This is a genomic window from Luteibacter sp. (assembly GCF_036500425.1).
In the GTDB taxonomy this organism is placed as follows: domain Bacteria; phylum Pseudomonadota; class Gammaproteobacteria; order Xanthomonadales; family Rhodanobacteraceae; genus Luteibacter.
Genome location: NZ_DASYCB010000050.1, coordinates 24,750 through 48,909, shown reverse-complemented (window position 1 = coordinate 48,909; position 24,160 = coordinate 24,750). Strand labels below are relative to the sequence as shown.

General features: G+C 63.6%; 24 protein-coding genes and 2 tRNA genes. 13 read left to right on the top strand and 13 right to left on the bottom strand.

Going from position 1 to position 24,160, the window contains the following annotated elements; translation table 11 throughout:
• Positions 1 to 56: 56 nt before the first annotated feature.
• A tRNA-Glu gene (locus VGN46_RS12415) sits at positions 57 to 132 on the top strand.
• Between the two features lie 68 nt (positions 133 to 200).
• Positions 201 to 277: transfer RNA gene (locus VGN46_RS12410), tRNA-Asp, on the top strand.
• A 142-nt stretch (positions 278 to 419) separates the two neighbouring features.
• Here VGN46_RS12410 and VGN46_RS12405 read toward each other — a convergent pair.
• Positions 420 to 887, bottom strand: coding sequence for a DUF1249 domain-containing protein (locus VGN46_RS12405; RefSeq protein ID WP_331644022.1), 468 nt, complete (start codon positions 885 to 887; stop codon positions 420 to 422).
• A 32-nt stretch (positions 888 to 919) separates the two neighbouring features.
• Positions 920 to 1,735 carry a posphoenolpyruvate synthetase regulatory kinase/phosphorylase PpsR gene (gene ppsR / locus VGN46_RS12400; RefSeq protein ID WP_331644021.1) on the bottom strand — a complete coding sequence of 272 codons (816 nt, stop codon included), beginning with the start codon at positions 1,733 to 1,735 and terminating at the stop codon, positions 920 to 922.
• Between the two features lie 187 nt (positions 1,736 to 1,922).
• On the opposite strand from ppsR, the gene ppsA reads away from it, so the two are divergent.
• Complete coding sequence (gene ppsA, locus VGN46_RS12395; RefSeq protein WP_331644020.1) at positions 1,923 to 4,295, top strand: phosphoenolpyruvate synthase; 2,373 nt, start codon at positions 1,923 to 1,925, stop codon at positions 4,293 to 4,295.
• 81 nt (positions 4,296 to 4,376) lie between these two features.
• Here the strand turns inward: ppsA and VGN46_RS12390 are convergent, their stop codons facing one another.
• From VGN46_RS12390 to VGN46_RS12375, 4 genes are all read right to left on the bottom strand, one after another.
• Entirely contained in the window at positions 4,377 to 5,138 is a 762-nt protein-coding gene (locus VGN46_RS12390) for a DeoR/GlpR family DNA-binding transcription regulator (protein WP_331644019.1), read from the bottom strand.
• Positions 5,139 to 5,140: 2 nt separating this feature from the next.
• Positions 5,141 to 5,761, bottom strand: a complete 621-nt coding sequence (locus VGN46_RS12385) for an HAD family phosphatase (protein WP_331644018.1) — start codon at positions 5,759 to 5,761, stop codon at positions 5,141 to 5,143.
• Positions 5,762 to 5,775: 14 nt separating this feature from the next.
• On the bottom strand, positions 5,776 to 6,897 hold the full coding sequence (locus tag VGN46_RS12380; protein ID WP_331644017.1) for an MFS transporter: 1,122 nt from the start codon (positions 6,895 to 6,897) through the stop codon (positions 5,776 to 5,778).
• 78 nt (positions 6,898 to 6,975) lie between these two features.
• Entirely contained in the window at positions 6,976 to 7,164 is a 189-nt protein-coding gene (locus VGN46_RS12375) for a hypothetical protein (RefSeq protein WP_331644016.1), read from the bottom strand.
• Positions 7,165 to 7,470: 306 nt separating this feature from the next.
• Here VGN46_RS12375 and lexA point away from each other — a divergent pair, with 306 nt between their 5' ends.
• The 5 genes from lexA (at position 7,471) to VGN46_RS12350 (ending at position 13,846) form a co-directional block, all read left to right on the top strand.
• Positions 7,471 to 8,097 carry a transcriptional repressor LexA gene (gene lexA / locus VGN46_RS12370; RefSeq protein ID WP_331644015.1) on the top strand — a complete coding sequence of 209 codons (627 nt, stop codon included), beginning with the start codon at positions 7,471 to 7,473 and terminating at the stop codon, positions 8,095 to 8,097.
• 3 nt (positions 8,098 to 8,100) lie between these two features.
• Positions 8,101 to 8,739: a translesion DNA synthesis-associated protein ImuA gene (gene imuA, locus VGN46_RS12365; protein WP_331644014.1), complete on the top strand. Its 639-nt coding sequence runs from the start codon at positions 8,101 to 8,103 to the stop codon at positions 8,737 to 8,739.
• Between the two features lie 73 nt (positions 8,740 to 8,812).
• A complete protein-coding gene (locus VGN46_RS12360; RefSeq protein WP_331644012.1) occupies positions 8,813 to 10,222 on the top strand; it encodes a DNA polymerase Y family protein in 1,410 nt (469 codons plus the stop codon).
• Positions 10,104 to 13,346, top strand: coding sequence for an error-prone DNA polymerase (locus VGN46_RS12355; protein ID WP_414675253.1), 3,243 nt, complete (start codon positions 10,104 to 10,106; stop codon positions 13,344 to 13,346). Before VGN46_RS12360 ends, VGN46_RS12355 begins: the two co-directional genes overlap by 119 nt.
• A gap of 227 nt (positions 13,347 to 13,573) precedes the next feature.
• Positions 13,574 to 13,846: a hypothetical protein gene (locus tag VGN46_RS12350; RefSeq protein WP_331644009.1), complete on the top strand. Its 273-nt coding sequence runs from the start codon at positions 13,574 to 13,576 to the stop codon at positions 13,844 to 13,846.
• A 67-nt stretch (positions 13,847 to 13,913) separates the two neighbouring features.
• On the opposite strand, the gene VGN46_RS12345 is transcribed toward VGN46_RS12350, so the two are convergent.
• From VGN46_RS12345 to VGN46_RS12330, 4 genes are read right to left on the bottom strand one after another with little or no spacing between them, the layout of a single operon-like run.
• On the bottom strand, positions 13,914 to 14,126 hold the full coding sequence (locus VGN46_RS12345; RefSeq protein WP_331644008.1) for an RNA-binding S4 domain-containing protein: 213 nt from the start codon (positions 14,124 to 14,126) through the stop codon (positions 13,914 to 13,916).
• 31 nt (positions 14,127 to 14,157) lie between these two features.
• Positions 14,158 to 15,144 (bottom strand): MBL fold metallo-hydrolase, encoded by a 987-nt coding sequence (locus VGN46_RS12340; protein ID WP_331644007.1) that lies wholly within the window; start codon positions 15,142 to 15,144, stop codon positions 14,158 to 14,160.
• A gap of 60 nt (positions 15,145 to 15,204) precedes the next feature.
• Entirely contained in the window at positions 15,205 to 15,621 is a 417-nt protein-coding gene (locus VGN46_RS12335) for a ketosteroid isomerase-related protein (protein ID WP_331644006.1), read from the bottom strand.
• Positions 15,622 to 15,629: 8 nt separating this feature from the next.
• Positions 15,630 to 16,742 carry an S-(hydroxymethyl)glutathione dehydrogenase/class III alcohol dehydrogenase gene (locus VGN46_RS12330; protein ID WP_331644004.1) on the bottom strand — a complete coding sequence of 371 codons (1,113 nt, stop codon included), beginning with the start codon at positions 16,740 to 16,742 and terminating at the stop codon, positions 15,630 to 15,632.
• A 587-nt stretch (positions 16,743 to 17,329) separates the two neighbouring features.
• Between VGN46_RS12330 and VGN46_RS12325 the strand changes: the two genes are divergently transcribed.
• On the top strand, positions 17,330 to 17,488 hold the full coding sequence (locus tag VGN46_RS12325; protein ID WP_331644002.1) for a hypothetical protein: 159 nt from the start codon (positions 17,330 to 17,332) through the stop codon (positions 17,486 to 17,488).
• Positions 17,489 to 17,666: 178 nt separating this feature from the next.
• On the opposite strand, the gene VGN46_RS12320 is transcribed toward VGN46_RS12325, so the two are convergent.
• Positions 17,667 to 18,989, bottom strand: coding sequence for an Nramp family divalent metal transporter (locus tag VGN46_RS12320; RefSeq protein ID WP_331644001.1), 1,323 nt, complete (start codon positions 18,987 to 18,989; stop codon positions 17,667 to 17,669).
• Between the two features lie 126 nt (positions 18,990 to 19,115).
• On the opposite strand from VGN46_RS12320, the gene VGN46_RS12315 reads away from it, so the two are divergent.
• A complete protein-coding gene (locus tag VGN46_RS12315; RefSeq protein WP_331644000.1) occupies positions 19,116 to 19,301 on the top strand; it encodes a CsbD family protein in 186 nt (61 codons plus the stop codon).
• Between the two features lie 42 nt (positions 19,302 to 19,343).
• Entirely contained in the window at positions 19,344 to 20,249 is a 906-nt protein-coding gene (locus tag VGN46_RS12310) for a YihY/virulence factor BrkB family protein (protein WP_331643999.1), read from the top strand.
• Here VGN46_RS12310 and VGN46_RS12305 read toward each other — a convergent pair.
• Together VGN46_RS12305 and VGN46_RS12300 are read right to left on the bottom strand one after the other, a co-directional pair.
• On the bottom strand, positions 20,218 to 21,348 hold the full coding sequence (locus tag VGN46_RS12305; RefSeq protein WP_331643997.1) for an acyltransferase: 1,131 nt from the start codon (positions 21,346 to 21,348) through the stop codon (positions 20,218 to 20,220). The two genes, VGN46_RS12310 and VGN46_RS12305, sit on opposite strands and share 32 nt — an antisense overlap.
• Positions 21,349 to 21,387: 39 nt before the next feature.
• Positions 21,388 to 21,513 (bottom strand): hypothetical protein, encoded by a 126-nt coding sequence (locus VGN46_RS12300; protein ID WP_331643995.1) that lies wholly within the window; start codon positions 21,511 to 21,513, stop codon positions 21,388 to 21,390.
• A 154-nt stretch (positions 21,514 to 21,667) separates the two neighbouring features.
• On the opposite strand from VGN46_RS12300, the gene VGN46_RS12295 reads away from it, so the two are divergent.
• Together VGN46_RS12295 and VGN46_RS12290 are read left to right on the top strand one after the other, a co-directional pair.
• On the top strand, positions 21,668 to 23,695 hold the full coding sequence (locus VGN46_RS12295) for a hybrid sensor histidine kinase/response regulator (RefSeq protein ID WP_331643994.1): 2,028 nt from the start codon (positions 21,668 to 21,670) through the stop codon (positions 23,693 to 23,695).
• Between the two features lie 47 nt (positions 23,696 to 23,742).
• Positions 23,743 to 23,907, top strand: a complete 165-nt coding sequence (locus VGN46_RS12290; protein WP_331643993.1) for a hypothetical protein — start codon at positions 23,743 to 23,745, stop codon at positions 23,905 to 23,907.
• The last annotated feature ends 253 nt before the right edge of the window (positions 23,908 to 24,160 follow it).

Sequence of the window (24,160 nt, the reverse complement as noted above, 5' to 3'; positions counted from 1 at the left end):
ATGGCATGCAGGAGGTCGCCGGTTCGATCCCGGCTGGCTCCACCAACTTCTAGTACGTCCCCATCGTCTAGAGGCCTAGGACATCACCCTTTCACGGTGGCGACCGGGGTTCGAATCCCCGTGGGGACGCCACTTTCCGGTTCGCCGGTAAGTGTAATGGATGTAGAAGTTGGTAGTTGTTGGAAGTGTTGGATTAGTGTGGAGCGGTAGTTCAGTCGGTTAGAATGCTGGCCTGTCACGCCGGAGGTCGCGGGTTCGAGTCCCGTCCGCTCCGCCACTTTCCAAAAAAGAATCCGCCAGTTGGCGGATTTTTTTTGCCCTGGATTTGGGGTCTCGGCTTTTCCGCCTTGTTGGTTATCGCGTGCAAGCACGCTCCTACAGGGGGGCTGCGGGCTGGTGTAGAGCGCGCTCGCGCGCGATCAGGGTCCCTCAACCCGGACCAGGGTCCCGATCGAATGGCCCTGCTCGGCCAGGTATTCCAGCCAGCGGCTGAGGAAACCATTCATGCGCAGCCGGTGCTGCAACACCGTATCCGCCGGTGGAAACGGACCCAGCACCTGCCACAGCTTGCGCCCGGGGTGGCAATGCAGCGCTTCAGCCACATGCGCGTCGGTGTACATGCGTAACTGGGCCGACGGCGATGGCTGGCCGGTGGCTTCGTCGACGAAATCGTAGGTCAGCTCAAGCTCAAGCGTGTATGGATGCTTCTCCTGGACCTCCAGCCGCACGTTGAGGCCATCGTCCACATCGGAGAGATAGCGACCCGCCGCCAGTCGTTGCGGCGCGAACAGCCGTGCAAGGCGGTGGTAATTCTCCGCATAAAGACCCATCAGGAATTCGAAGCGTCCCGGGATCAGCGCAGTTGGGCGTTCGAGGATGGCTGTCATGGGCTACATCGTTCTCCGTAAACGTTCTCGTATTAATACATATGCCGCTCTATCCCGAGGTACTCGAAGATCTTGCTCGAGATTTCCTCGATCGAGGTGTGCGTCGTATTCAAGACCGGGATGTTCTCCCGGCGCATAAGGCGATCCGCCTGCTCAAGCTCCCAACGGCACTGTTTCAGCGTGGCGTAGCGGCTGCCGGGTCGGCGCTGCTCACGGATCTGGGCGAGGCGGATGGGGTCGATCGTCAGGCCAAACAGCCTGCTCCGATAAGGACGGAGACGCATCGGCAGTTCGAGCTTGTCGAGGTCATCGTCCGTGAGGGGGTAATTGGCGGCACACACGCCGTAATGCAAGGCCATGTACAGGCAGGTGGGGGTTTTCCCGGAGCGGGATACGCCCACCAGCACCACGTCGGACTGGTTGTAATCCACGTCCAGGCCATCGTCATGGGCCAGCGCATAGTTCGTGGCTTCGATCCGGGCCTCGTAGCGTGCCGAATCGACCAGGCCGTGCGAGCGGTTCACCGCATAGGATTGCTTCACCCCCAGCTCGTGCTCCAGCGGGTCAATGAAGGGGGCGAAGACATCAAGCATCAGGGCCCCGCTACCGGCGACGATATCGCACAGGGCCTTGGAGGTCATGGTGTTCACCACGATCGGGCGCTGCCCGTCCTGGGCGTACTTGGTCTTGATCCGCAGGGCGGCCGATTCCGCCTTTGCCGGGTTATCGATGAAGGGTAGCCGGTGGGTATCGAATTCCACCCCATCGAACTGGGTGAGCATGCTGTTGCCGATCGTCTCGGCAGTGATCCCGGTGGAATCGGAAATAAAGAAGACGGTGCGCCGCATCGGCCGGTTTCCCTTGGGTTGGCTCTATGACTCCCACCTTAAGACCAATACGTCGTCATAACCATCCACCCCGCAGAATCACGGGAAAATTTGTGCATTGCCCCTTGTGCGGTGACCATACCACCGCGACAATGCGCCGGTTTTTTACCAGCGCGGCCCGCCGCCCAACCGATGTGAGGATCTTCCTTTGAGCGACCTGGTACTTTGGCTCGACGCGCTACGCATGACCGACCTTGGCAAGGTAGGCGGCAAGAATGCCTCCCTTGGCGAAATGATCGGCAACCTGGCGAAACTGGGCGTCTCTGTCCCCGGTGGCTTCGCCACCACGGCCGATGCCTTCCAGACCTACCTTGAAAAGAGCGGCCTCGCGCAGCGGATCCAGGAACGCCTGGCCACGCTGGACGTGGATGATGTCGACGAGCTCGTTCAGGGTGGCAAGGAAATCCGCGGCTGGATCGTGGATACCGCCCTGCCCGCCGACCTCGAGCAAGCGATCCGCGACGCCTACATCAAGCTCTGCAAGGATGCGGGTGCCACTGATATCGCCGTCGCCGTGCGCTCCTCCGCCACCGCCGAAGACCTGCCCGACGCCTCGTTCGCCGGCCAGCAGGAAACCTTCCTCAACGTCGTGGGTATCGACGACGTGTTGCACAAGGTGAAGGAAGTCTTCGCCTCGCTGTACAACGACCGCGCCATCGCCTACCGCGTCCACCAGGGCTTCAAGCACGAAGATGTGTTCCTCTCCGCCGGCGTGCAGCTGATGGTTCGCTCCGACGTCGGTGCCTCGGGTGTGTTGTTCACCCTCGACACCGAATCCGGCTTCCGCGACGTCGTCTTCGTTACCGGTTCGTACGGCCTGGGCGAGATGGTGGTCCAGGGCGCCGTGAATCCGGATGAGTTCTATGTGTTCAAGCCGACCCTGCAGGCAGGCAAGCCAGCTGTGCTCCGCCGCAGCCTGGGTGCCAAACAGCAGCGCATGGTTTATTCCGACCAGCCGGGCGAGCGCGTCCGCATCGAGGAAACCCCGGCCGGACTGCGCAACCAGTTCTGCATCATCGATGCCGATGTCGAGGAACTCGCGCGTCAGTCCCTGATCATCGAGAAGCATTACGGCCGCCCGATGGATATCGAGTGGGCGAAGGACGGCAACACCGGCAAGCTCTACATCGTGCAGGCCCGCCCGGAAACGGTGAAGTCGCGCTCGCACGCCACCACGCTTGAGCGTTTCCAGCTCAACGAGAAGAGCAAGGTGCTGACCGAGGGCCGTGCGATCGGCCAGAAGATCGGTTCGGGCAAAGCACGCGTCATCAAGTCGCTGGCCGACATGAACAAGGTGCAGCCTGGCGATGTCCTCGTCGCTGACATGACCGACCCTGATTGGGAGCCGGTGATGAAGCGTGCCGCGGCGATCGTCACCAACCGTGGCGGCCGCACCTGCCACGCGGCGATCATCGCCCGTGAACTGGGCGTACCCGCCGTCGTCGGTTGTGGCAACGCATTGCAGACGATCCCCGATGGCGCCGACGTCACCGTCTCCTGCGCCGAAGGCGATACCGGTACGATCTACGAAGGTATCCTGAAGTTCGACCGCATCACCGCTGATTTGGGCGCGATGCCGGAAGCCCCGCTCAAGATCATGATGAACGTGGCCAACCCGGAGCGGGCGTTCGATTTCGGCATGCTGCCAAATGCAGGTATCGGCCTGGCCCGTCTCGAGATGATCATCGCCAGCCACATCGGCGTCCATCCGAAGGCCCTGCTCGAGTACGCGAAGCAGGATGCAGAGACGAAGGCCCGTATTGACGCGCGCATCGCGGGCTATAAGGACCCGGTCTCGTTCTACACCGATCGCCTCGCCGAGGGCATCTCCACCATCGCCGCCTCGGTGTACCCGAAGCCGGTGATCGTGCGCCTGTCCGACTTCAAGTCGAATGAGTACGCCGGCCTGCTCGGCGGTTCGCGCTACGAGCCGCACGAAGAGAACCCGATGATCGGCTACCGCGGTGCGAGCCGGTACGTCTCGGCGGATTTCGCCGAGTCGTTCGCGCTCGAGTGCAAGGCGGTAAAGCACGTGCGCGAGACCATGGGTCTCGACAATGTATGGGTCATGATCCCGTTCGTGCGCACGCTGGATGAAGGCCGCAAGGTCATCGAGGTGCTGCGCAAGAACGGTCTCGTCCAGGGCGAGAACGACCTGAAGGTCATCATGATGTGTGAGGTGCCATCCAACGCGCTGCTGGCGGATGAGTTCCTCGATATCTTCGATGGCTTCTCGATCGGCTCGAACGATCTGACCCAGCTGACCCTGGGCCTGGATCGCGATTCGAGCATCGTGGCCAACCTGTTCGACGAACGCGACCCGGCGGTAAAGAAGCTGCTCGCGCTGGCGATCAAGACGGCTCGCGAAAAGGGCAAGTACATCGGCATCTGCGGCCAGGGCCCTTCGGATCACCCGGATCTTGCCGAGTGGCTGATGGACCAGGGCATCGAATCGGTATCGCTGAATCCGGATACCGTGGTCGATACCTGGCTGCGCCTGGCGAAGAAAAAAGCCGGCTAAGCAGAACGGCTACTCACTTGTAGGAGCGCGCTTGCGCGCGACGGGTGCTTGCCGCGAGCCCCATCGCGTGCAAGCACGCTCCTACAGGTGTACCGCCACCCCGGCCGCTTTGTAGGCGTCGAGCGTGGCCTGCTCCGTATCAGATGCCACCACCAGGTGCGTCATCGCCGTGATCGGCGCGGTGTGATGCGTGGCCGAAGCCACCAGCTTGTCCGGCGTAGCGATAGCCACGGTTTCGCCGCTGGCCTCGATGATCGCCTGCTTGAACATCGTTTCCTCTTCGTCGATGGTCCATAGCCCGCTACGCGGGTCGATGGCGCATACGCCGGGGAAGCAGAAGTCGGCCCGGATATCCTGCGCCTGGCGCAGGGTGCGCGAGCCGATGGCGCCGCCGATGCGCGGGTCGAGCTTCCCACCCAGCAGCACCACATCGAAGCCCGGGCGGCCCAGCACGGCAAGCGCCACATCGGGCGCGTTTGTCACCACGGTCAGGCCACGATGATCCGGTAATGCCTTTGCCAGCGCCGTGTTGGTGGAGCCGGCATCAAGGAAGAGGATCTGGTTTTCCCCGACCAGCGATGCCGCGATACGGCCAAGATTGCGCTTCAACTCCACACGCTCGTTATGGCGTTCGCCCAGGGGCGCTACGTGCGGGGCCAGCAAGGCGCCGCCATATACGCGACGGCACAACCCCTGCGAAGCAAGGTCGCGCAGGTCGCGGCGGATCGAGTCCTCCGAAACCTTGAACTCCTGGGCGAGATCAGCGGCGACCACCTTCCCGTCGCGCTGCAGGCGCCCGAGGATGAGCTGCTGGCGTTCACGCGGCAGCGTGGTATCCGGCATGTTCATTTCGGCAGGAAACCCAGGGCCACCAGTTCCGAACGCAACTGCGCCGGTGAGTGGAAATGGATGCCGTGGATACCGAGCGCCTCCGCCGCGTCGACGTTGGCCTTGTTGTCGTCGATGAACACCGCACGCTTCGGGTCGATGTCGTAGCGCTCAAGCAAGGTCTCGTACAACTTCGGATCCGGCTTGATCATGCCCTCGTCGCCGGAGACCACGATCCCGTCAAACCAGTTGAAGAAGTCGTAGCGCGCGCGGGCGATCGGGAAGGTCTCACCCGACCAGTTGGTGAGCCCATACAGCGGATGCCCCGCATTCTTCAGGTCGTGCAGGATGGTGATGCTATCGTCGATGGGCCCTTTCAGCGTCTCTTCCCAGCGCTCATGGAACGCCGTGATGAGGTCGACCTGGCTCGGGTGGGCTTCGGTCAGTTCAGCCACCGCCTCTGCCCACGGCCGCCCGGCATCCTGGCGAAGGTTCCATTCCTGCGTGGTGACCTCGGCGAGGAAGCGCTCCATGCCCTCCTCATCATCACCGAACAGCTTGCGGTACAGATGCCGGGGGTTCCAGTCGACGATCACGCCACCGAAATCGAAGATCACCACATCACGCTTGGCATACATAGGAAAGCTCCAGATCAGCGGCGCGCAATGGATGCGCAGAGTGAAACGACGACAAGCAGGCCGGCAACGCCGGTCAGCGCGATGGAAAGCGTACTCAGGTGGGCGACGAAACCGATACCAGCAGGGCCGGCCAGCATGCCCGCGTAGCCCAGAGCGGTAACGATCGCGATGGCCACGCCGGGCGAGGCGCCACCCAGGCGACCGGCTGCGCTGAACAGCACGGGCACGATGTTGGAGGCGCCGATGCCGACCAGCACGAAGCCCACCAGCGCCGCGGGTCCCGATGGGATGAGCGTGGCCGCAAGGAAGCCAGCCGCTGCGATAAGGCTACCGCCACGCACGATGGCGACGGGGCCAATGTGCGCCGTGATGCGATCGCCCATCAGGCGACATACGGCCATGGCGATGGAAAACGCCGCGTAACCCAGGCCCGCCGACGATGCATCGAAACCGCGTGAGAAGCGCAGGAACACGGCGCTCCAGTCGAGCATGGAACCTTCGGCCAGGAAGACGACCATGCACAGGAAGCCCAGCAGGAATACGGCACCGCCCGGCATGCGGAACGGCTTGTGCGCATCGGCATGCGCTTCTTCATGACGCACGAGGAAATGCCGCCACTGCGTCGCCACGATCACCAGCAAGGCGAGCGATACGGCGACCGCGCTGCCGGTGAGCGGCGCCCCTGCCTTGAGCAACGCCGCCATCCCGGCGGAACCGACAAGACCGCCGACACTGAAAAGACCATGGAAGCCGGACATCATCGGCTTGCCGCGCAGCTTCTCGACATCGACCGCATGGGCATTCATGGAAACATCGACCACGCCCAGTGCGGCACCGAAGAACAGGAGCGCGCCCGCCAGTGCCCACGCGTCCGGTGCGAGGGTCAGGAGTGGTAGGGCAAGGCAAACCAACAAACCGCTGATGCCGATGACATCGCGGTTGCCGAAACGATGGGTGAGGAAACCTGCCAGTGGCATCGCGGCGGCCGCGCCGCAGCCCATGCACAGAAGAATCAGGCCGAGCGTGCCGTCATCGAGCTCCAGGCGAGCCTTGGCATACGGCACCATCGGCGCCCAACTGGCCATGCCGATGCCGGAAAGAAGAAAGATCAGCCGGGTGGCTCGCGTGGGGTTCATGCACATTCCATGGGGACGGGGAATGCGCATCAATGTACGTAAACGTGCACAAACGTGCAAGTACCGTTCAACCGTGCATCAGATCCAGTGGAAACCCTTGGCCATCATGCCAGTGAGACCCAGGCCGAACGTGACCATGGAGCCGAACATGAGCCGAAAATCGGTGCGTAATTCGTGGCGGAGTTCGCGGATATCGCTGCGGAGCTCAGTTCGGGTATCTCGCAGTTCCAGATGGAGGTTGTGAATGTCTTCGCGGATGTAATCCATACCGGTTTCAAGCCTTGTGACGCGTACATTGAGGGAAGCATGATCAGCACATGCGGCACCCTGCGGCGTATTCACAAGAGTGGGGAGGGCCTTGAGTGATGACGCTCATGTCGCCGAAAACTCCGTAAGTTAAGGGTGACCCTAGGATTACTTTTCACGAATCGGGTGACGACCCACCCTCGCCCACGCATTCGCGTAGGAAAATTCCTTAATTGTCATTGGCTTTGTAAGGTTTCTTCACCTGAGAAACCCCGTAGCCCCACGAACCCCTTGCACCCTGACCTCGGCTTCTGTACAAATGTACACATGACGACGCCGAACCTCACCGAGCGACAGCAGAAGACCCTGGACTTCCTGCGGGAGTACCTGCAGACCCAGGGCCTGCCACCCACGCTACGCGAAATCGCGGATGCCCTGGGTTTCCCCAGCCATAGCTCCGCGCAGGCCTGCGTGGAGTCGCTGGTGCGCAAAGGCGTCCTGGAACGCTCGCCACAACATCGCGGCTTGCGCCTGCCTTCGGGCAATGCCGCAGCCATCCGCGCTGCCCTGCTCAACGAGCTGCCGCTTATCGGCCGCGTTGCTGCGGGTTCGCCGATCCTCGCCGAGGAAAACGTCGAGGCGCAACTGGAGATCGACCCGGCCATGTTCCATCCCCGTGCCGATTACCTCCTGCGTGTGGTGGGCATGAGCATGCGCGACGTCGGCATTCTCGATGGTGACCTTCTTGCCGTGCATCGCACCGCTACCGCCAGCGATGGTCAGATCGTGGTGGCCCGCCTGGATGACGAAGTGACGGTGAAGCGTCTGAAGCACGAACGCGATCGCCTTCTGCTACTTCCCGAAAACCCGGACTTCCAGCCCATCGAAGTCGACCCACGCCGCCACGCCTTCGCCATCGAAGGTCGCTACGTCGGCATCATCCGCAGGACCTGAGCCATGAATGCTGCCATTGCCTCTGCTTCGCACAACCTGGCCCAGGTCCTGGACCATCCCGGTATCTGGCGCCGCTCCGCCGATCGCCAGCCGCGCGTGCGCGCGCTGTCCACGGGGTGGACCTCGCTCGATACCCGCCTGCCGGGTGGTGGCTGGCCGCAGGGTGCCGTCAGCGAAATCCTGTTCGAACACGATGGCCTGGGCGAGCTCGACCTGGTGATGCCCGCGCTTGCCGCGCTCACCCAGGAACACCGCCGCGTCATCTTCATCGCGCCGCCTTACCAGCCCTATGCGCCGGCGCTGGCCGCCGCAGGCGTCGACCTGCGCTTCCTGCATGAAATCCACGCCGGCTCCACCGAGGCCGCGTGGAGCATGGAACAGTGCCTGCGCTCCGGCTGCTGTGGCGCCGTCGTCGGCTGGCTGCCGGATATCGACTACCGCAGCCTGCGCCGCCTGCAGCTGGCCGCCGAAAGCGGTGATGCCTGCGCCATGGTTTTTCGTTCCGCCGAGCATGCCGCGCAAAACAGCCCGGCCGCTCTCCGACTCAAGGTCAGCAACAGCGACGAGGCCACCTACGTGGATGTCCTCAAGTCGCGGGGTTTGCTGACCACCACCGCTCCGCTGCTCCGCATGCGGGCCTGAGGTCTGTCCGGCATGGTGTTGTCCTCATCCGCCGCCATGCCGGACGCCTCTTTTTTGCCCCGTAACCGTAGCCATGCTTTGGGCCTGCCTCCGTTTTCCCGGCCTGGCGTTCTCCGCCGCCTTCGCCGCGACACCGGAAGCAGGCCCCTCTGCCTTACTCGATAGCCATGCGCGCCAACGGCTGATAGCCAGCGCCAATGACGAAGCGCGCGCCCACGGTGTACGTCGCGGGCAAAGCGTGGCCGCCGCGCGTGCGCTTTGCCCCGCGCTGGAAGTGCGCCCACGTGATCGCGATGCCGAGAAACGCCTGCTCGCCGAACTGGCTGCCTGGTGTTACCAGTTCAGCGGCCATGTCAGCCTGGTCCCGCCCAACGCCCTCCTCATGGAGGTAGGCGCCAGCCTTCGCCTGTTCGATGGCTGGCCGATCCTGGCCGAACGCGTAAGCTCGGGCTTGCGCGACCAAGGCCACTTGCACACCATGGCCGCCACGCCGTTCGCCTCAGCGTCATGGGTGTTTGCCGCCACGGCGGATGGCATGGTGATTCCCGCGCGCGAAGGCGTCATCCGTATGCTCGGCGCGCTATCGCTTACACAAAGCGGCCTGCCCGGCACTGCGGTCCAGGCCCTGCATGCCATGGGTTTTCGCCGGCTGGACGATATCTTCCGCCTGCCCCGTCCCGAACTCACCCGACGCATCGGCCGGGCTGGCGTGAACTGGCTGGACCGCATCCGCGGGCAGGCCTCGGATACCCTGCCCGCCTGGCAACCACCGGCGAGCTTCCAGCAGAAAATCGAATTCGATGCCGAGCTGGATGGCAGCCAGCCCTTGCTGTTCCCGCTGCGGCGGCTCACCCGTGCGCTGGCCAACCTGCTGGCGGCGCGCGATGGTGGTGTGCAGCGTTTCACGCTCACGCTGGAACACGCGCGCGGCGAAGCTACGCGCATCGCCGTGGCCATGGCCGCTCCGCAGCGCGATGCCGATCGCCTGTTCGAGCTGGCCCGCACACGCCTGGAACGCACCACGCTACCCGCACCGGCACGCGCCATCGAACTGCATGCCGACGAGCTACCGGTCTTCCGCCCGCCGGTACGCGATCTGTTTGAACCTGTTCGTGGTGACGGCCTCGACTGGCCGACGCTGGATGAACGCCTGCGAGCCCGGCTGGGTGATGCGGCCCTGCGCCAGCTCATGGTGGTGAACGATCACCGCCCCGAGCGCGCCTCGCGCCACGGCACACCATCCGCCACCGTTTCCCTGCCGCGCGGGCGGCGCCCACTGTGGTTGCTGCCACGGCCCTTGCCCATGCGCCCGGATCCAGCAGCCGTGCTGGCCGGCCCCGAGCGCATCGAAAGTGGCTGGTGGGATGGGGGTGACACCCGACGCGATTACTACATCGTGCGTACCGTGCAAGGCCAGCAGGCCTGGGCTTACCTGCCGCCGGGCACACTGGATGGGTGGATGCTGCATGGCTGGTTTGCCTGACCTGTCGGCCAACGACGGCGATGTCGAACTCCCCGCCTACGCCGAATTGCACACGCTGAGCGATTTCAGTTTCCAGCGCGGTGCATCGAGCGCGCGCGAACTGTTCGAACGGGCAAAGGATCTTGGCTATGGCGCGCTCGCCATCACCGATGAGTGCTCACTATCGGGCATCGTGCGTGCGCTTGAAGCCTCGCTGGAGATGGAGCTGCCGCTTATCGTAGGCAGCGAATTCCGGCTTTCCGATGGCACCGTGCTGGTGTTGCTGGTGGAGAACCAGGCGGGCTATACCGAGCTCTGCCGACTGATCACCCTGGGCCGCCGGCGTGCCCGCAAGGGCAGTTACGAATTGCACCGCGCCGATGTCGAAGCCCTGGGTGAAGGCTTGTGCCTGTTATGGGCCCCGGGCCCATGGCTGGCCACCCAAAGCGCGGTCCATGACGAACGTGCCGCCTGGGTGGCGCGGCATTTCCCGGGACGCGCATGGCTGGCGGTGGAACTGCATCGCGGCCCGCATGACGATGCCGACCTGGCCGCGCTGCGCGAACTGGCCACGCGCCACGCGCTGCCCTGCGTCGCGACGGGCGATGTCCACATGCACTTGCGCCGTCGCCGTGCCCTGCAGGATGTCATGGCTGCGATCCGGGTCAACCAACCGCTGACCGAAGCCGGCGCGGCCTTGTTTCCGAATGGTGAACGCCACCTGCGCCGACGCGAAACCCTGGCGCGCATCTACCCACGTGACCTGCTGGATGCTACCCAGGTCGTCGCGGCACGCTGTACCGGCTTCGATATCCGTGGCATCAACTATGTCTACCCACGCGAGCTGGTACCCGGAGGCGTGGACGCCGCGGCCTACCTGCGCCAGCTCACCTGGGAAGGCGCGGCAACGCGCTGGCCGGGCGGCATCGATGACGTACTGCGCGAACGAATCGAACGCGAACTCGTTCTCGTTGCCGCGATGAAGTACGAGGCCTTCTTCCTCACCGTGCACGATATCGTCCGCTTCGCCCGCTCACGACAGATCCTTTGCCAGGGCCGTGGTTCCGCGGCCAACTCGGTGGTGTGTTTCTGCCTGGGTATCACCGAGGTGAACCCCGCACAGATCAACACGCTGTTCGAACGTTTCATCTCCATCGAGCGCGACGAGCCGCCGGACATCGATGTCGATTTCGAACATGAACGGCGTGAGGAAGTACTGCAATACGTATTCAACAAGTATGGCCGCGAGCGCGCTGCGCTGGCGGCGACCGTCATCAGCTACCGGCGCAAGAGCGCCGCACGCGATGTCGGCCGCGCTCTGGGTCTTTCGGAAGACCAGCTCGACCAGCTGAGCCGCGCCTATTCGCACGCCCACGGCGAGGTACCGATTACCGTGCGCCTTGCCGAGTGCGGCTTCGATATCACCAGCCGCACCATTCGGCAGCTGATCGTCCTGGTGGAAGAACTCAACGGCATGCCCCGGCATCTTTCCCAGCATGTGGGCGGCTTCGTTATTTCCGATACGCCATTGCACCACCTGGTACCGGTGGAAAACGCCGCCATGGATGAGCGCACCATCATCCAGTGGGACAAGGATGACCTGGAAACCATGAAGCTGCTGAAGGTGGATTGCCTGGCGCTGGGCATGCTCACCTGCATGCGCAAAGCCATCGATATGCTCCGCCTGCACGGGCTGGAGGACTATCCGCGCCTGGCGGATATTCCCATGGACGATCCGAAAACCTACGACATGATCCAGGCGGCCGATACCGTCGGTGTCTTCCAGATCGAATCACGCGCGCAGATGTCCATGCTGCCGAGACTGAAACCCGCGTGCTATTACGACCTGGTAATCCAGGTCGCCATCGTTCGCCCAGGCCCGATCCAGGGTGGCATGGTCCACCCCTACCTGCAGCGGCGGAAGCTTCCACCCGAAGAGGTCGTCTACGAACACAAGGTGCGGCCGGTGCTGGAACGCACGCTCGGTGTGCCGATTTTCCAGGAGCAGGTGATGCACATCCTGCAGGTCGTGGCGGATTTCAGCCCGGGAGAATCCGACGAATTGCGCCGCTCCATGGCCGCATGGAAGCGCCGCGGTGGCCTGCAGAAGTTCGAACCAAAGATTCGCCGCAACATGTCGAAGAACGGCTATTCCGCCGAGTTTACCCAGCAGATCATCGACCAGATCCAGGGTTTCGGTAGCTACGGCTTCCCCGAATCGCATGCGGCGGGCTTCGCCCTTATCGCCTATGCGTCTTCCTACCTGAAATGCCACTACCCGGAAGTCTTCACCTGCGCACTGCTCAACAGCCAGCCGATGGGTTTCTACGCGCCTGCGCAACTGGTGGCCGATGCCCGTCACCACGGTGTGGAAGTACGCCCGCCGGATGTCACCGCCAGCGCGTGGGATTGCACGCTCGAACCCCTGGCCAACAAGCCACATGCGTTCGCTTTGCGTCTGGGGCTGCGCATGATCGGTGGGCTGTCGGCCGACCTGGGTGCGCGTATCACCGCCGTGCGTGCGCAGGCACCGTTGCGCGACCTCGCCGATCTCGCCAGCCGCGCGCAACTCAACCGCTTTGAACGCGAGCGCCTCGCCGATGCGGGGGCGCTACGCACGCTAAGTGGCCACCGCCATCGCGCACGCTGGGAGAGCGCAGGTATCGAACGCAGCTTACCCTTGCTCGAGGCCGTGGCGGAGGTTCGGACAACACTGCGACCGCCCAGCCAGGCTGAAAACGTTTTCGCTGATTACGCCACGCAAGGGCTTTCCCTGAGCGGTCATCCGCTGTCGCTGGTTCGCAAGAAATTACTGGCACGCCGCGCCCGGCGTGCCCGCGATCTCCTGGCTATCCGCAATGGTGCATGGCTGCGTCACGCCGGCCTGGTCACCGTACGCCAGCGCCCGCAAACTGCCAGTGGCATCACCTTCGTCACGCTGGAAGACGAGACCGGCCAGGTCAATGTGATCGTGCGCCCCAAGGTGGCGGAGGCATGCCGCCAGGCCTTGCTGGATGCGGTTTTGCTGGCTGTGGATGGGCAATGGCAATCCATCGATGGCGTACGCCACCTGGTGGCGCACCGGCTGCTCGACTTCAGCGATCTGCTTCCCGCCTTCGGATCTGTCTCGCGGGATTTCCACTAAGCCGCACTGCAGCATGACGCGCGTTATTCCCCGTCACTTAACGGCATGTAATTTCCACCTGAACGGATGCCTAGGAACAGCAGAACCAGACCCCCTTTATTCATCCAAAAAGGAATAGCTTCTGCACCGACCGCACACATTCCGGTCTGTAAGCGAGCCACGCCGCCGCGCCCGGCGTTGCCGCATTGAATCCAAGGCGCTCACTAAAGTTCCAGGAGAGATTCGTCATGCGCAACACGAAACTGATCCTTGCCATGCTTGCTGGCTGTACCGTCCTGAGCGGTGCCGCCTTTGCGCAGGATGCTTCGAAGGCCGCCTCCGCTTCCACCGCCGCCACGCCGACGCAGTCGAGCTCCGATTCGATGAAGAGTGACTCGATGAAGAGCGGTTCGATGGACAAGAAGGGCGACGAAGCCGGCGCGATGAAGTCGACCCACAAGAAGCACAAGAAGGCTGCTGAAGCTGCTCCGGCCAAGGCCTCGACCGCGGGCGGCATGTAACAGCCAGCGCATGAACGAAAAAAGCCGGCGCCGCGAGGCGCCGGCTTTTTCTTTGCCCATTCGCCGATCAGACCACGCGGATGGTTTCGTCCTCGATCACCACCACCTGACCCGCGCGGATCTTGCAGGTCTTGCGCAGCTCCAGGACGCCATCCACCGTCACCAGGCCATCGGCCACCAGGTGTTTGCCTTCGCCGCCACTGGCAGCGATACCGGCCAGCTTCAGCAACTGGTTCAGTTCAACGTACTCGCCTTCGAGTTCGAACGTTTGCGATGGCATGGGCGGGGCATTCACAAGCAAGGGGCGCACATTAAAGCGCAATCCGGCCGCCAATGTTCAAAAGCATGAATTCATCCGCTGACATGCCTTGCGCCGCGAGTGCTTCGGACAGCAGCCGCGGCGGCTCATCCAGCTGATCATCGGCCAGTTCGAATACGCCCCAGTGGATCGCCATGGAGCGGCGAACGCCGATCTCCCGATGTAACTGCACCGCCTGGGCGGGATCGACATGCTGGCCATGCATGAACCAGCGCGGCGCGTAGGCGCCAATAGGAATGGCTGCCAGATCGATGGGCCCCGCGCGGCGGCCGATCTCGGCCAGCTTGTCCGAATACCCGGTATCGCCCGCGAACCAGAACCGGAAGTCCGCCTGGGCCATGACCCATCCACCCCACAGCGAACGATTGCGATCCCATAAGGTGCGCGCGCTCCAGTGCCGGGCGGGGACGAAGGTAAACGTGGCACCGCCGACCTCGGTCGATGCCCACCAGTCGAGTTCGCGCACGTTACCGATGCGTTCGCGGTCGAACCAGCGCTTCAGCCCCAGCGGTACGAGGAACACCGCCTTCGGGAAGCGCCGCGCGATCGCATGCACGCTCGCGTGGTCAAGATGGTCGTAATGGTTGTGGGAAATCACCACCACGTCGACCGCCGGCAAGGCAGCCACTTCGACGGGCGTGGGCGTACGCCGCATCGGCCCCGCGAACGACAGGGGCGAGGCTCGCTTGCCGAGCACCGGATCCGTGATGACGTTGAGCCCCTGGCGACGCACAAGGACCGTGGCATGGCCAAGCCACCACGCGGCATCCTCGCCGCCAGCAAAGTCGGCGGGCTGCCACCAGCGGCGGGTAAAGGCCTCGTAGCCTTCGGTGGGCGGTCGGGGAAGCTGCTGTTCCTTGCGCTCGCGGCGCCAGCGTTTCAGGCCGCCGGGTTCACGCGTTTCAGGCTCCAGGTTGCGAAAACCTTCTTCCGCGTGGTGTGCCTTCGTGGCGTCGAAGTACGGGTTCGTCCAGGGCATGCCTTGCCTTGATGGTGGGGTCACCGGAAGACCTGCGGCCCCGCCACCCATGGTTCAAGGTCAGTCGACGTCAATCCGGCGGACCTGGGCCAGCCAGTCCTCGAGGTTGTAGTAATTGCTGACGCGGGTGATCTTGCCACCCGCCACGTCGAAGAATGCACCGCCCGGAAGCGCATAGCTCTGGCCCTGGGCCAGCGGCAGGCCCTCGTCCGTGGCCTTGTACTCACCGTGCATCATGTACTCGGCCGCGGCACGGTTGCCCGTTTCGTTAGCCATGATCACGAGGTTTTTTACCTGCTCGCTATAACTCGCACTCATGCGCTCGAGGAACGCCGCGAACCGCTGGCGCCCGGTTTCTCGTCCACCCTGGTTCACATCGTGCGCCACATGCTCGTCCAGCAAGTCGAGCATGCCGGTCCAGTCGCCGCGGTTGAATGCCTCGTAATAGCGGCGGATGAGGTCGATCGTTTCGTTCATCGTGGCACTCAATAGAGGATGACGGAGCGGATGGCCTTGCCCTCGTGCATCAGGTCGAACGCGCGATTGATATCGTCCAGCCCCATCGTATACGTGATCATCGGATCGATCTTGATCTCGCCACCCATGTAGCGATCGACATAACCAGGCAATTCCGTGCGGCCCTTCACGCCGCCGAATGCCGAACCGCGCCAGACCCGGCCCGTGACCAACTGGAAGGGACGGGTGTGGATCTCCTGGCCTGCACCCGCCACACCAATGATGACCGACTCACCCCACCCCTTGTGGCAGCACTCCAGCGCCGCGCGCATCACATCGACATTGCCGATGCATTCAAACGAGTAATCCACACCGCCGTCGGTCAGGTCGACGATCACCTGCTGGATCGGGGTATCCGGATAATCGCGAGGATTCACGAAATCCGTAGCACCCAGCATCTTCGCCATGTCGTACTTCGCCGGGTTGGTGTCGACGCAGATGATGCGGCCGGCCCTGGCCATGACCGCGCCCTGCACCACCGACAGGCCGATGCCGCCTAGGCCGAAGACGGCCACGCTCGCGCCCGGCTCCACCTTGGCCGTATTCAGCACGGCGCCGATACCCGTGGTCACGCCGCAACCGAGCAGGCACACCTTGTCCAGCGGCGCATCCTTGTTGATCTTCGCCAGCGAGATCTCTGGCAACACGGTGTATTCGCTAAAGGTGCTGGTGCCCATGTAGTGCAGCAACGACTTGCCGCCCATGGAGAAGCGCGAGGTGCCATCCGGCATCACGCCTTTGCCCTGGGTCACGCGGATCTTCTGGCAAAGATTGGTCTTGCCGGACAGGCAGAACTTGCACTCGCCACATTCCGGCGTGTACAGCGGGATGACATGGTCGCCCACCTTAAGCGAGGTCACGCCCTCGCCCACTTCCTCGACGATGCCACCGCCCTCGTGGCCAAGGATCACCGGGAAGGCGCCTTCCGGGTCCGCCCCCGACAGGGTGAACAGGTCGGTATGGCACACGCCGGTGGCCACGATCCGCACGAGTACCTCGCCCGCCTTCGGGCCCTGCACGTCGATTTCTTCGATGGACAGGGGCTTTCCTGCTTCCCAGGCAACAGCGGCGCGCGACTTCATAGTCGGTGATTCCTCTTACATGGCGAACGTGACCGGCCCGGGGCCGGATAGACCGTCGAGTTTAGCCAGCCCGGGACCTACCTGCATCGTCCCGTACGCACGCGTCTGCTCCGGCCCTTGTCTCCCAACGCCCCGGCCTTTCCGGTCGCCATTTGTGAACGGTTTGCAAACGGTCTCGTGGCAGGTAACGCCCGGATGAGTTAAACTCTGGTTAACGGATCAGCTCACTTCGACGAACGAAGGGGTGTTGAAAGGCATTCGATTAGCTCTACTCATGAGCCTGATCGGAAAAAAGTTTGAACCTTTTGCTTACACCCGCTGTCCAAGTTTTTAAGCATTACAGCCCTTGAAACCGCTCAAGGGGACCCTACTAAGGGTTATACGAAACTCGCTAGTTCAGTAATTCGGTACAAAAACCGCATGACGAAAGCCTAACGAGTTGATTGTTCACCAAACGAAACGGATCAATACGATTTGGCCATCTACCGGGGCTTCCCGGGCCAGCGTAAGGTCCTCACCACGCAAGAGACCGGCGGCGTGGCGTTGATTGAAACAACCGGTCATACAAGAGACTGGGAGAGACCATCATGAACGAACTTCGCAACGATTACGGCATTACCACCTTCGAATATACCGCTGGCTATCGCGTGTCCGACGCGGCCAATGGCCTCGATCTTTTCGGCGGCGAGATGGATGGCTACGACTGGCTGGGCGAAGTCGCCAGCCGCCTCAGCACCGACGCCTGAGCCGCGCGTCGCCGTAGGGGCGTACCTGGGCGCAGCCGCTTCCGGCGGCACACTACCCAGTCCACGCTTCCCCAAGGCCGCGGCCCCGCCCGCTCCTACGAGACAAGCGCTGCATAAAGGAAGGCCCGCCATAAGCGGGCCTTCTTCATGTCTAAGTGATGCTCGTGTATGCCGCGCGTCACGCCAACCCGAAGAACTGCGCGACGAGCCACACGTTGGCTGCGGAAATCGCGATAAAAAGAAACCAGGCCGATACGGATACCAGGCGTGAGTTGACGAACGAGCCCATCAACTCACGGTTGTCCGTGAAACGGATCAGCGGATACATAGCAAACGGCAACTGGATGCTCAGCACGACTTGGCTGGCCACTAGCAAGGCGCCAATCGCGCGATCACCCATCAACACCACGCCGATGAAGGCCGGGACGATCGCCAGGCCACGCGTGACCAGCCGCCGCTGCCAGCACGGCAGCTTGAGCTGCAGGAAGCCATCCATAATGACCTGGCCCGCGATGGTGCCGGTGAAGGTCGAGCTTTGGCCTGAGGCGAAGAGGCCGATGGCGAACGCGACGGAGGCCACTGCCGTTCCCGCGATGGGCGTAAGCAATTGCCAGGCGTCGGCGATATCGGCCACATCATGGCGCCCGGTGGCGTGGAATGCGCCAGCCGCCACGATAAGGATCGCCGCATTGATGAGCAGCGCAAGGCTGAGCGACACCAGCGTATCGACGCGAGTGAGCCGGATCGCAGCATGCTTACCCTCCTCGCCGGACACCGCGCGGGTCTGCACGATCGACGAATGCAGGTAAAGATTGTGCGGCATGATCGTTGCGCCGAGGATGCCGATGGCCAGGTATAGCGGCTCCCGGCTATCCAGCGCATGCAGCGACGGCACGAAGCCCGCCGCCACGGCATGCCAGTCGGGCCCGACGAGGAACAACTGGACCACGAAGCAGATACCGATGGTACCGACCAGGCCAAGGATGATCGACTCGACACGGCGAAAACCCCTGCCCTGCAATCCGAGCACGATGAAGGTATCCAGCGCCGTCAGCGCGACACCCACAGGTAACGAAACACCGAACAGCAGCTTGAAAGCCAGCGCGCTGCCAAGTACCTCGGCGAGGTCGCAGGAAATAATGGAGATTTCCGCCAGCACCCATTGCACACGCCCGATCGCCTTGGGGTAGCGCTGGCTGGAAAGCTGGGCAAGATCCTTGCGCGTCGCGATGCCCAGGCGGGCCGCGAGGCACTGCAACAGCATGGCCGCCAGGCTCGACAGCAACACGACGAACAACAAGCGGTAGCCAAAGCGCGAGCCGGCCTCGATATCCGTGGCCCAGTTTCCCGGGTCCATGTAGCCCACCGACACAAGCAACCCGGGCCCGGCGAAACGCAGCGCCTTCTTCCACCAGGGCAGGCCCTCGGGCACGAGGATGGAACCGGCGACTTCGGAAGGGCAGAACGGCGCGGTGGCCGTCTTCGGCAGCGGAAAGAACATGCGCCCATCGTAGCGTCTCGCGGTGCGAGGGTGAACGCTGCCTCGCGTCCATTTCACGGGCCTGTAATGCCGGGAAACGGTACACAGGGTGCGCTGCGAATCGCGCAGAGCAACGAGGGAACCCTCATGGACAAGAACCGTACCGAAGGCATGAAACACGAGGTAAAGGGCGCCGTGAAGGAAGTCACCGGCAAGCTGACCGGCAACCCCACGAAGGAAGCTGCCGGCAACATCGAAAAGCATGCCGGCAAGGTCCAGAAGGAAGTGGGCAAGGCGGCCGACCACGCACGCGACCGCGACCGTCACCACTGAGTAAGGATGGGCGGGGACTGCAAGGCCCCCGCCCCTTTTCGCATGCGCCTTCGCCCCTGGTTCGATCTCACCAAGAAGTCCATCACCACCGCCATCGACGGGTTCAGCGATGACGAGCTGATGACCCGTGCAGCGGCACTGTCGTTCTACTCCGCGCTGTCATTCGCGCCGTTGCTTGTCCTGCTGCTGTGGCTGCTTTCCGCCCTTGGCGATCAGTGGCAGGCCCAGCTCGTCGAGAGCCTCACCACGGTCATCGGCCAGCAAGGCGCGGGCGCCGTGAAGCTGGTCATCGATAATGCGCAGCAACGGCCCAGGCTCGGCAACGTCGTCGGTATCATCGGCCTGTGCGTCACGGTATTCAGCGCCTCGGCGGTGTTCGCCCAGCTGCAGTCCACTATCAACCGCGTCTGGAAAATCCGCGCCAAGCCCGGTGAAGCCGTGGCCGGCTGGCTCAGCACACGGGCGCGGGCCTTTGGCCTGCTCATCGGGATCGCCTTCCTGCTAATCATCTCGTTCGTCGTCAGTAGCCTGATCCAGGCGCTGATACCAGGCGATACCATCGCCTGGCAGGTGGTCGAAGCGGTGATCGCATTTGGCGTGTTTGTCATCGCGTTCGCCGCGATGTACCGGATCCTGCCGGATGCGACGATCGCATGGCGCGACGCCGTCCGCGGCGGCATCCTTACCGCTTTGCTTTTCGTCGCCGGCAAGTTCCTTATCAGCCTGTATATCGACCGCGCGAGTATCGGCGGCGCCTACGGTCCGGCGGGCGCGATCGTCGTGCTGCTGACCTGGGTGTATTACGCGTCGATCATCGTGCTGCTGGGTGCCGAGCTCACCCATGGCCTGGCCGTCGCCCGTGGCGCGAAGATCCGCCTCGCCGAGCACGCCGAGAGCTTCGCTGGAACCACGCCGGTTACGCAGGCGCCGCCACGGAAGCAGGCCTGAGCAAGCGCCGGCGCAACCAGCGGTTGGCCGGCTCGGAAAGCGCGCGCGCCACGAGATGGCCAAGAGCCCACGCCAGCAACACGGCCGGCGCATACCAGAGCCAGCCCCATGCCTTGTCGGTGCCGGTCATACGGGCGATCCCTACCAGGGAAAACACGACGAACATGTGGGTGAGGTACACCTCGTAACTCGACTGGCCAAGGGCGCGCAGCCAGCGGGTGCCACGCACCGGCTCACCACCCTCCGGCGACGCAAGCACCAGCGCCACCGCCGCGGCGATCAGGACCAGCAGGTACTGCTCGTGGATGAGATGCCACACCCAGCCACCCGAGAACATCACCGCGGCAAGCGCGAGCATGCCCGCCGCGGCAAGCACCCGGCGCACGCGCTGGCCGGCCACCCCGAAGCGCGCCCGGGCGAGCGCCGCCAACACGCCCGCCGCGATAGCACCCATGCCCGGCAGGTAGGCCTTCTCCTGCCATATCTCGTTATCCATGATGGCGGCACGGGTGAACGGCACCGACACCACAAGAATCACCAGCGCCGGCACCAGCCATCGCGTGCGGCCCAGGGTCATGCAGACCAGCGGAAAAGCGAGGTAAAAGACCTCTTCGACCGACAGCGACCACAGCACATCCCACCCACCCGGAAGCCAGCCGTGGTGCCCTTCGTAGACGTTCAGGGTGAAGGTCAACGCGGATAGCGTCGCCCCCGCGGGCGATTGCCCCGGCTTGTCGAAGACATAGTTCGGCACCCCGGCGGCGTGGCACGCGAGCAGCACTGCAAGGAGGACCAGGAGACAGGGCGCGATGCGGGCGACACGTCGCGTGTAGAAGGCGCGCCAGTCGACCGCCGCGAGCGTGCCATCGCGCTCCAGCACGTGCCGGGTGATCAGGAAGCCGGAGATGACGAAGAACAGGAAGACGGCTTCGTAGCCGTTGTAGATAAAGCCTTTCAGCAGGAACACCGGCAACCACCGCGCCGCGTCGGTCTCGTGCAAGGGCAGCCGCAAGCCCAGGTGATGTACCACCACGAGCAGGATGCTGACACCGCGTAGCAGATCGATACCGGGGCTACGCGGCAAGGTGCTTCGGGACACAGGGCGGCTTCCATCAGGGAAGCCGCCAGCTTAGCGTCCTCAGGTGCAGCCGCGCACCAGGAAGATCAGGATCAGCACCGGGATGGGTACGCCCAGGATCCACAACAGCACATAGCCGATGCCACCTTTCTGCTTTTCCGCGACCGGGGTCTTCTGTTCGTCCATCGGGATCTCCTCCGCACCTGTGGGATGTGACGAGCGTCCGGTGCCCGGCGTGGAGCAGGCGTGACAATGGCGGTAGTAACGTATTCGCAACGACACGCCCTTCGCAGTTCGTGCATTATCCGTGATGGGCTCCCACCGCGTTGAAGGACGTCCCATGCCGCCGCCCGTGAGCGCAGGCCATGATCCGTTCGCGTTCCTGCCGGCCGACTCGCCGACAGTCGCGGAGATGCGTGCATTCGACTGGGCCACGACGGCACTGGGGCCGGTGGACGATTGGCCGGTGGCGCTCAAGGTCATGCTCGCCACCATGTTCGACACACCACGGCCGATGTTCTTGTCAGTCGGGCCAGAGCAGCAGTTCTTCTTCAACGACCTTTACCGCAGCATGCTCGGGCGACGCTTGCAGGGTGCCATGGGCAAGACCTTCCGCGCCCTGTGGCCCGAGGTGTGGGACGACGTCGCGGCTACCGTCGAGCGCGCACTCGGCGGGGAAGGCACATTGCATACGGATCTGCCGCTACGGATGACCCGCCAAGGCTTCGAGGAGGAAACCTGGTGGACCTTCTCCTACTCACCGCTACGCGATGAACGCGGCAAAGTGCTGGGCATCGTTGCGATCACCAACGAGACGACCCGGGCGGTGCGTACCACCCAGGTCCTGCGCGAACTGAATGCCTCGCTGGAGGTGGAGATCGATCTGCGCACCCGCGAACGCGACCAGATCTGGGCGATCGCCCGTGACCTCTACGTGGTGATGACCCGCGATGGCCACTACCGCGACGTGAACCCGGCCTGGCGTACCGAGCTCGGCTACGACACCGATGAGCTGGTCGGGCTGGGCTTCGAGGAGCTTATCCACCCCGACGACCTGGACCGGGCCCGCGATGCCGTCAGCCAGATGGTTGAGGGCGAGGTCGTCGAGGACCTCGAGCTGCGCCTGCGTGGCAAGGATGGCAGTTACCGCTGGTTCGCCTGGACCGGCGTGCCTGATGGCGATGTCATCTACGGCATGGGTCGCGATACGCAACGTCGCCGCGACATGGACGACCACCTGCGCCATGCGCAGAAACTCGAAGCCCTCGGCCGTCTCACCGGAGGCATTGCCCACGACTTCAACAATATCCTCGGTGGTATCGGCGGAGCCATTGAGGTGGTGACCGAACGGATCGAACAAGGCCGGGTAGACGGCTCTCGGCGGCTACTGGATGCCGCGCGCGGTGCGGTTCAACGTGCTGCCGGGCTCACCCACCGCCTGCTGGCTTATTCGCGCCAGCAAGCGCTGTCTCTATCCGATGTGGATGCCAATGCGATCGTGCATGGACTGGACCTGTTGTTGCGCCCACTGCTCGGTGAACAGATACGCCTGCAGGTGATGATGGCAGAGTCGCTCTGGCGCACGCTATCGGATGCGAGCCAGTTGGAAAGCGCCATCCTTAACCTTGCGATCAACGGCCGCGATGCCATGCCACACGGCGGCACGCTTACCATCGCGACGCGAAACATGGCGGGCATCGACCTGGGCAAGGGGCCCGCCGACCATGTCGTCGTCGAGGTCACCGATACCGGCACGGGTATGTCGGCGTCTGTGGTCGAGAAAGCCTTCGATCCGTTCTTCACGACGAAGGCGATTGGCCAGGGGACAGGCCTGGGCCTGTCCATGGTCGATGGCTTCGCGCGACAGACGGGGGGCCGTGCCATCATCACCTCGGCACCGGGGCGCGGCACCACGGTGAGCCTGTGGCTACCACGCCACGTCGGTGCGCCGGCGGCAAAGCATTCGCACATCGAGAACCCGGGTCGGCGCGGCGGTGGGCAACACGTGCTGCTGGTGGAAGACGAAGACATGTTGCGCTCGCTCACGCGCGAGGTGCTGGAGGAAGCGGGCTACACGGTGAGCGATTGCGCGGAAGGCACGGAGGCCCTGCTCCTGCTGGCGGCCGATGACCGGCCGGATGTACTCGTCACCGATGTCGGCCTGCCCGGCATGGATGGCAGGCGCCTTGCGCAGGCCGCTCGCGAACGCCAGCCCAACCTGCCGGTATTGTTCATTACCGGCTATGCGTGGGAGGCTTTTTCGGATAGCCCCGTGTTACCGGAACGCTGCGCGATCCTGAGCAAACCGTTTTCCGTGCATGCCCTGGTCGATGCGGTTGCCGATCTCGTGGACGGTACGCCAGCATAACGCGCACATTCCATTTCCTTGACCTGGGCGCGTGGAGACTGCGTGGCATGAAGACCGAAGAGCCCATGAAGCGCACGCGCTACTACGCCTTGATCGCGTTGATCGTCGCGATGCTCGCGATCTTTGTGGTGGGTGCGATCCGTAAGGGCGGCCCAGCCGGCGATGTGCCCGACGATGGCCGGGCACCCGCGACGCAACCGGCGGCGCACTAAGCGGGTTCGGCTTCTTCCGCGGCCTGCGTGGTCTCCTGCACGGCAGCAGCGCGCTGCATGGCAACCAGGAAATCGACGCCATAGCGCATCACGAACGGCGCAACGTTACCGGGCATGCAGCCGTCCGGTAGTGCCTGTGCGTGAGTGGTATCAAGCGGATCTGAAAGCGACAAACGACGTGCCATCGCCTTGACGGCCCCCTTCTGGTATTCCCCCGTCGCTTTACTTAACGGAAAGCTAGCGTCTCGTCAAG

What these genes read in the sequence shown, in the direction of transcription:
- VGN46_RS12405 (WP_331644022.1), bottom strand. Translation starts at nt 887, where the DNA reads ATGACAGCCATCCTCGAACGCCCAACTGCGCTGATCCCGGGACGCTTC.
- ppsR (WP_331644021.1), bottom strand. Translation starts at nt 1,735, where the DNA reads ATGCGGCGCACCGTCTTCTTTATTTCCGATTCCACCGGGATCACTGCC.
- VGN46_RS12390 (WP_331644019.1), bottom strand. Translation starts at nt 5,138, where the DNA reads ATGCCGGATACCACGCTGCCGCGTGAACGCCAGCAGCTCATCCTCGGG.
- VGN46_RS12385 (WP_331644018.1), bottom strand. Translation starts at nt 5,761, where the DNA reads ATGTATGCCAAGCGTGATGTGGTGATCTTCGATTTCGGTGGCGTGATC.
- VGN46_RS12380 (WP_331644017.1), bottom strand. Translation starts at nt 6,897, where the DNA reads ATGAACCCCACGCGAGCCACCCGGCTGATCTTTCTTCTTTCCGGCATC.
- VGN46_RS12375 (WP_331644016.1), bottom strand. Translation starts at nt 7,164, where the DNA reads ATGGATTACATCCGCGAAGACATTCACAACCTCCATCTGGAACTGCGA.
- lexA (WP_331644015.1), top strand. Translation starts at nt 7,471, where the DNA reads ATGACGACGCCGAACCTCACCGAGCGACAGCAGAAGACCCTGGACTTC.
- imuA (WP_331644014.1), top strand. Translation starts at nt 8,101, where the DNA reads ATGAATGCTGCCATTGCCTCTGCTTCGCACAACCTGGCCCAGGTCCTG.
- VGN46_RS12360 (WP_331644012.1), top strand. Translation starts at nt 8,813, where the DNA reads ATGCTTTGGGCCTGCCTCCGTTTTCCCGGCCTGGCGTTCTCCGCCGCC.
- VGN46_RS12355 (WP_414675253.1), top strand. Translation starts at nt 10,104, where the DNA reads ATGGGGGTGACACCCGACGCGATTACTACATCGTGCGTACCGTGCAAG.
- VGN46_RS12350 (WP_331644009.1), top strand. Translation starts at nt 13,574, where the DNA reads ATGCGCAACACGAAACTGATCCTTGCCATGCTTGCTGGCTGTACCGTC.
- VGN46_RS12345 (WP_331644008.1), bottom strand. Translation starts at nt 14,126, where the DNA reads ATGCCATCGCAAACGTTCGAACTCGAAGGCGAGTACGTTGAACTGAAC.
- VGN46_RS12340 (WP_331644007.1), bottom strand. Translation starts at nt 15,144, where the DNA reads ATGCCCTGGACGAACCCGTACTTCGACGCCACGAAGGCACACCACGCG.
- VGN46_RS12335 (WP_331644006.1), bottom strand. Translation starts at nt 15,621, where the DNA reads ATGAACGAAACGATCGACCTCATCCGCCGCTATTACGAGGCATTCAAC.
- VGN46_RS12330 (WP_331644004.1), bottom strand. Translation starts at nt 16,742, where the DNA reads ATGAAGTCGCGCGCCGCTGTTGCCTGGGAAGCAGGAAAGCCCCTGTCC.
- VGN46_RS12325 (WP_331644002.1), top strand. Translation starts at nt 17,330, where the DNA reads ATGAACGAACTTCGCAACGATTACGGCATTACCACCTTCGAATATACC.
- VGN46_RS12320 (WP_331644001.1), bottom strand. Translation starts at nt 18,989, where the DNA reads ATGTTCTTTCCGCTGCCGAAGACGGCCACCGCGCCGTTCTGCCCTTCC.
- VGN46_RS12315 (WP_331644000.1), top strand. Translation starts at nt 19,116, where the DNA reads ATGGACAAGAACCGTACCGAAGGCATGAAACACGAGGTAAAGGGCGCC.
- VGN46_RS12310 (WP_331643999.1), top strand. Translation starts at nt 19,344, where the DNA reads ATGCGCCTTCGCCCCTGGTTCGATCTCACCAAGAAGTCCATCACCACC.
- VGN46_RS12300 (WP_331643995.1), bottom strand. Translation starts at nt 21,513, where the DNA reads ATGGACGAACAGAAGACCCCGGTCGCGGAAAAGCAGAAAGGTGGCATC.
- VGN46_RS12295 (WP_331643994.1), top strand. Translation starts at nt 21,668, where the DNA reads ATGCCGCCGCCCGTGAGCGCAGGCCATGATCCGTTCGCGTTCCTGCCG.
- VGN46_RS12290 (WP_331643993.1), top strand. Translation starts at nt 23,743, where the DNA reads ATGAAGACCGAAGAGCCCATGAAGCGCACGCGCTACTACGCCTTGATC.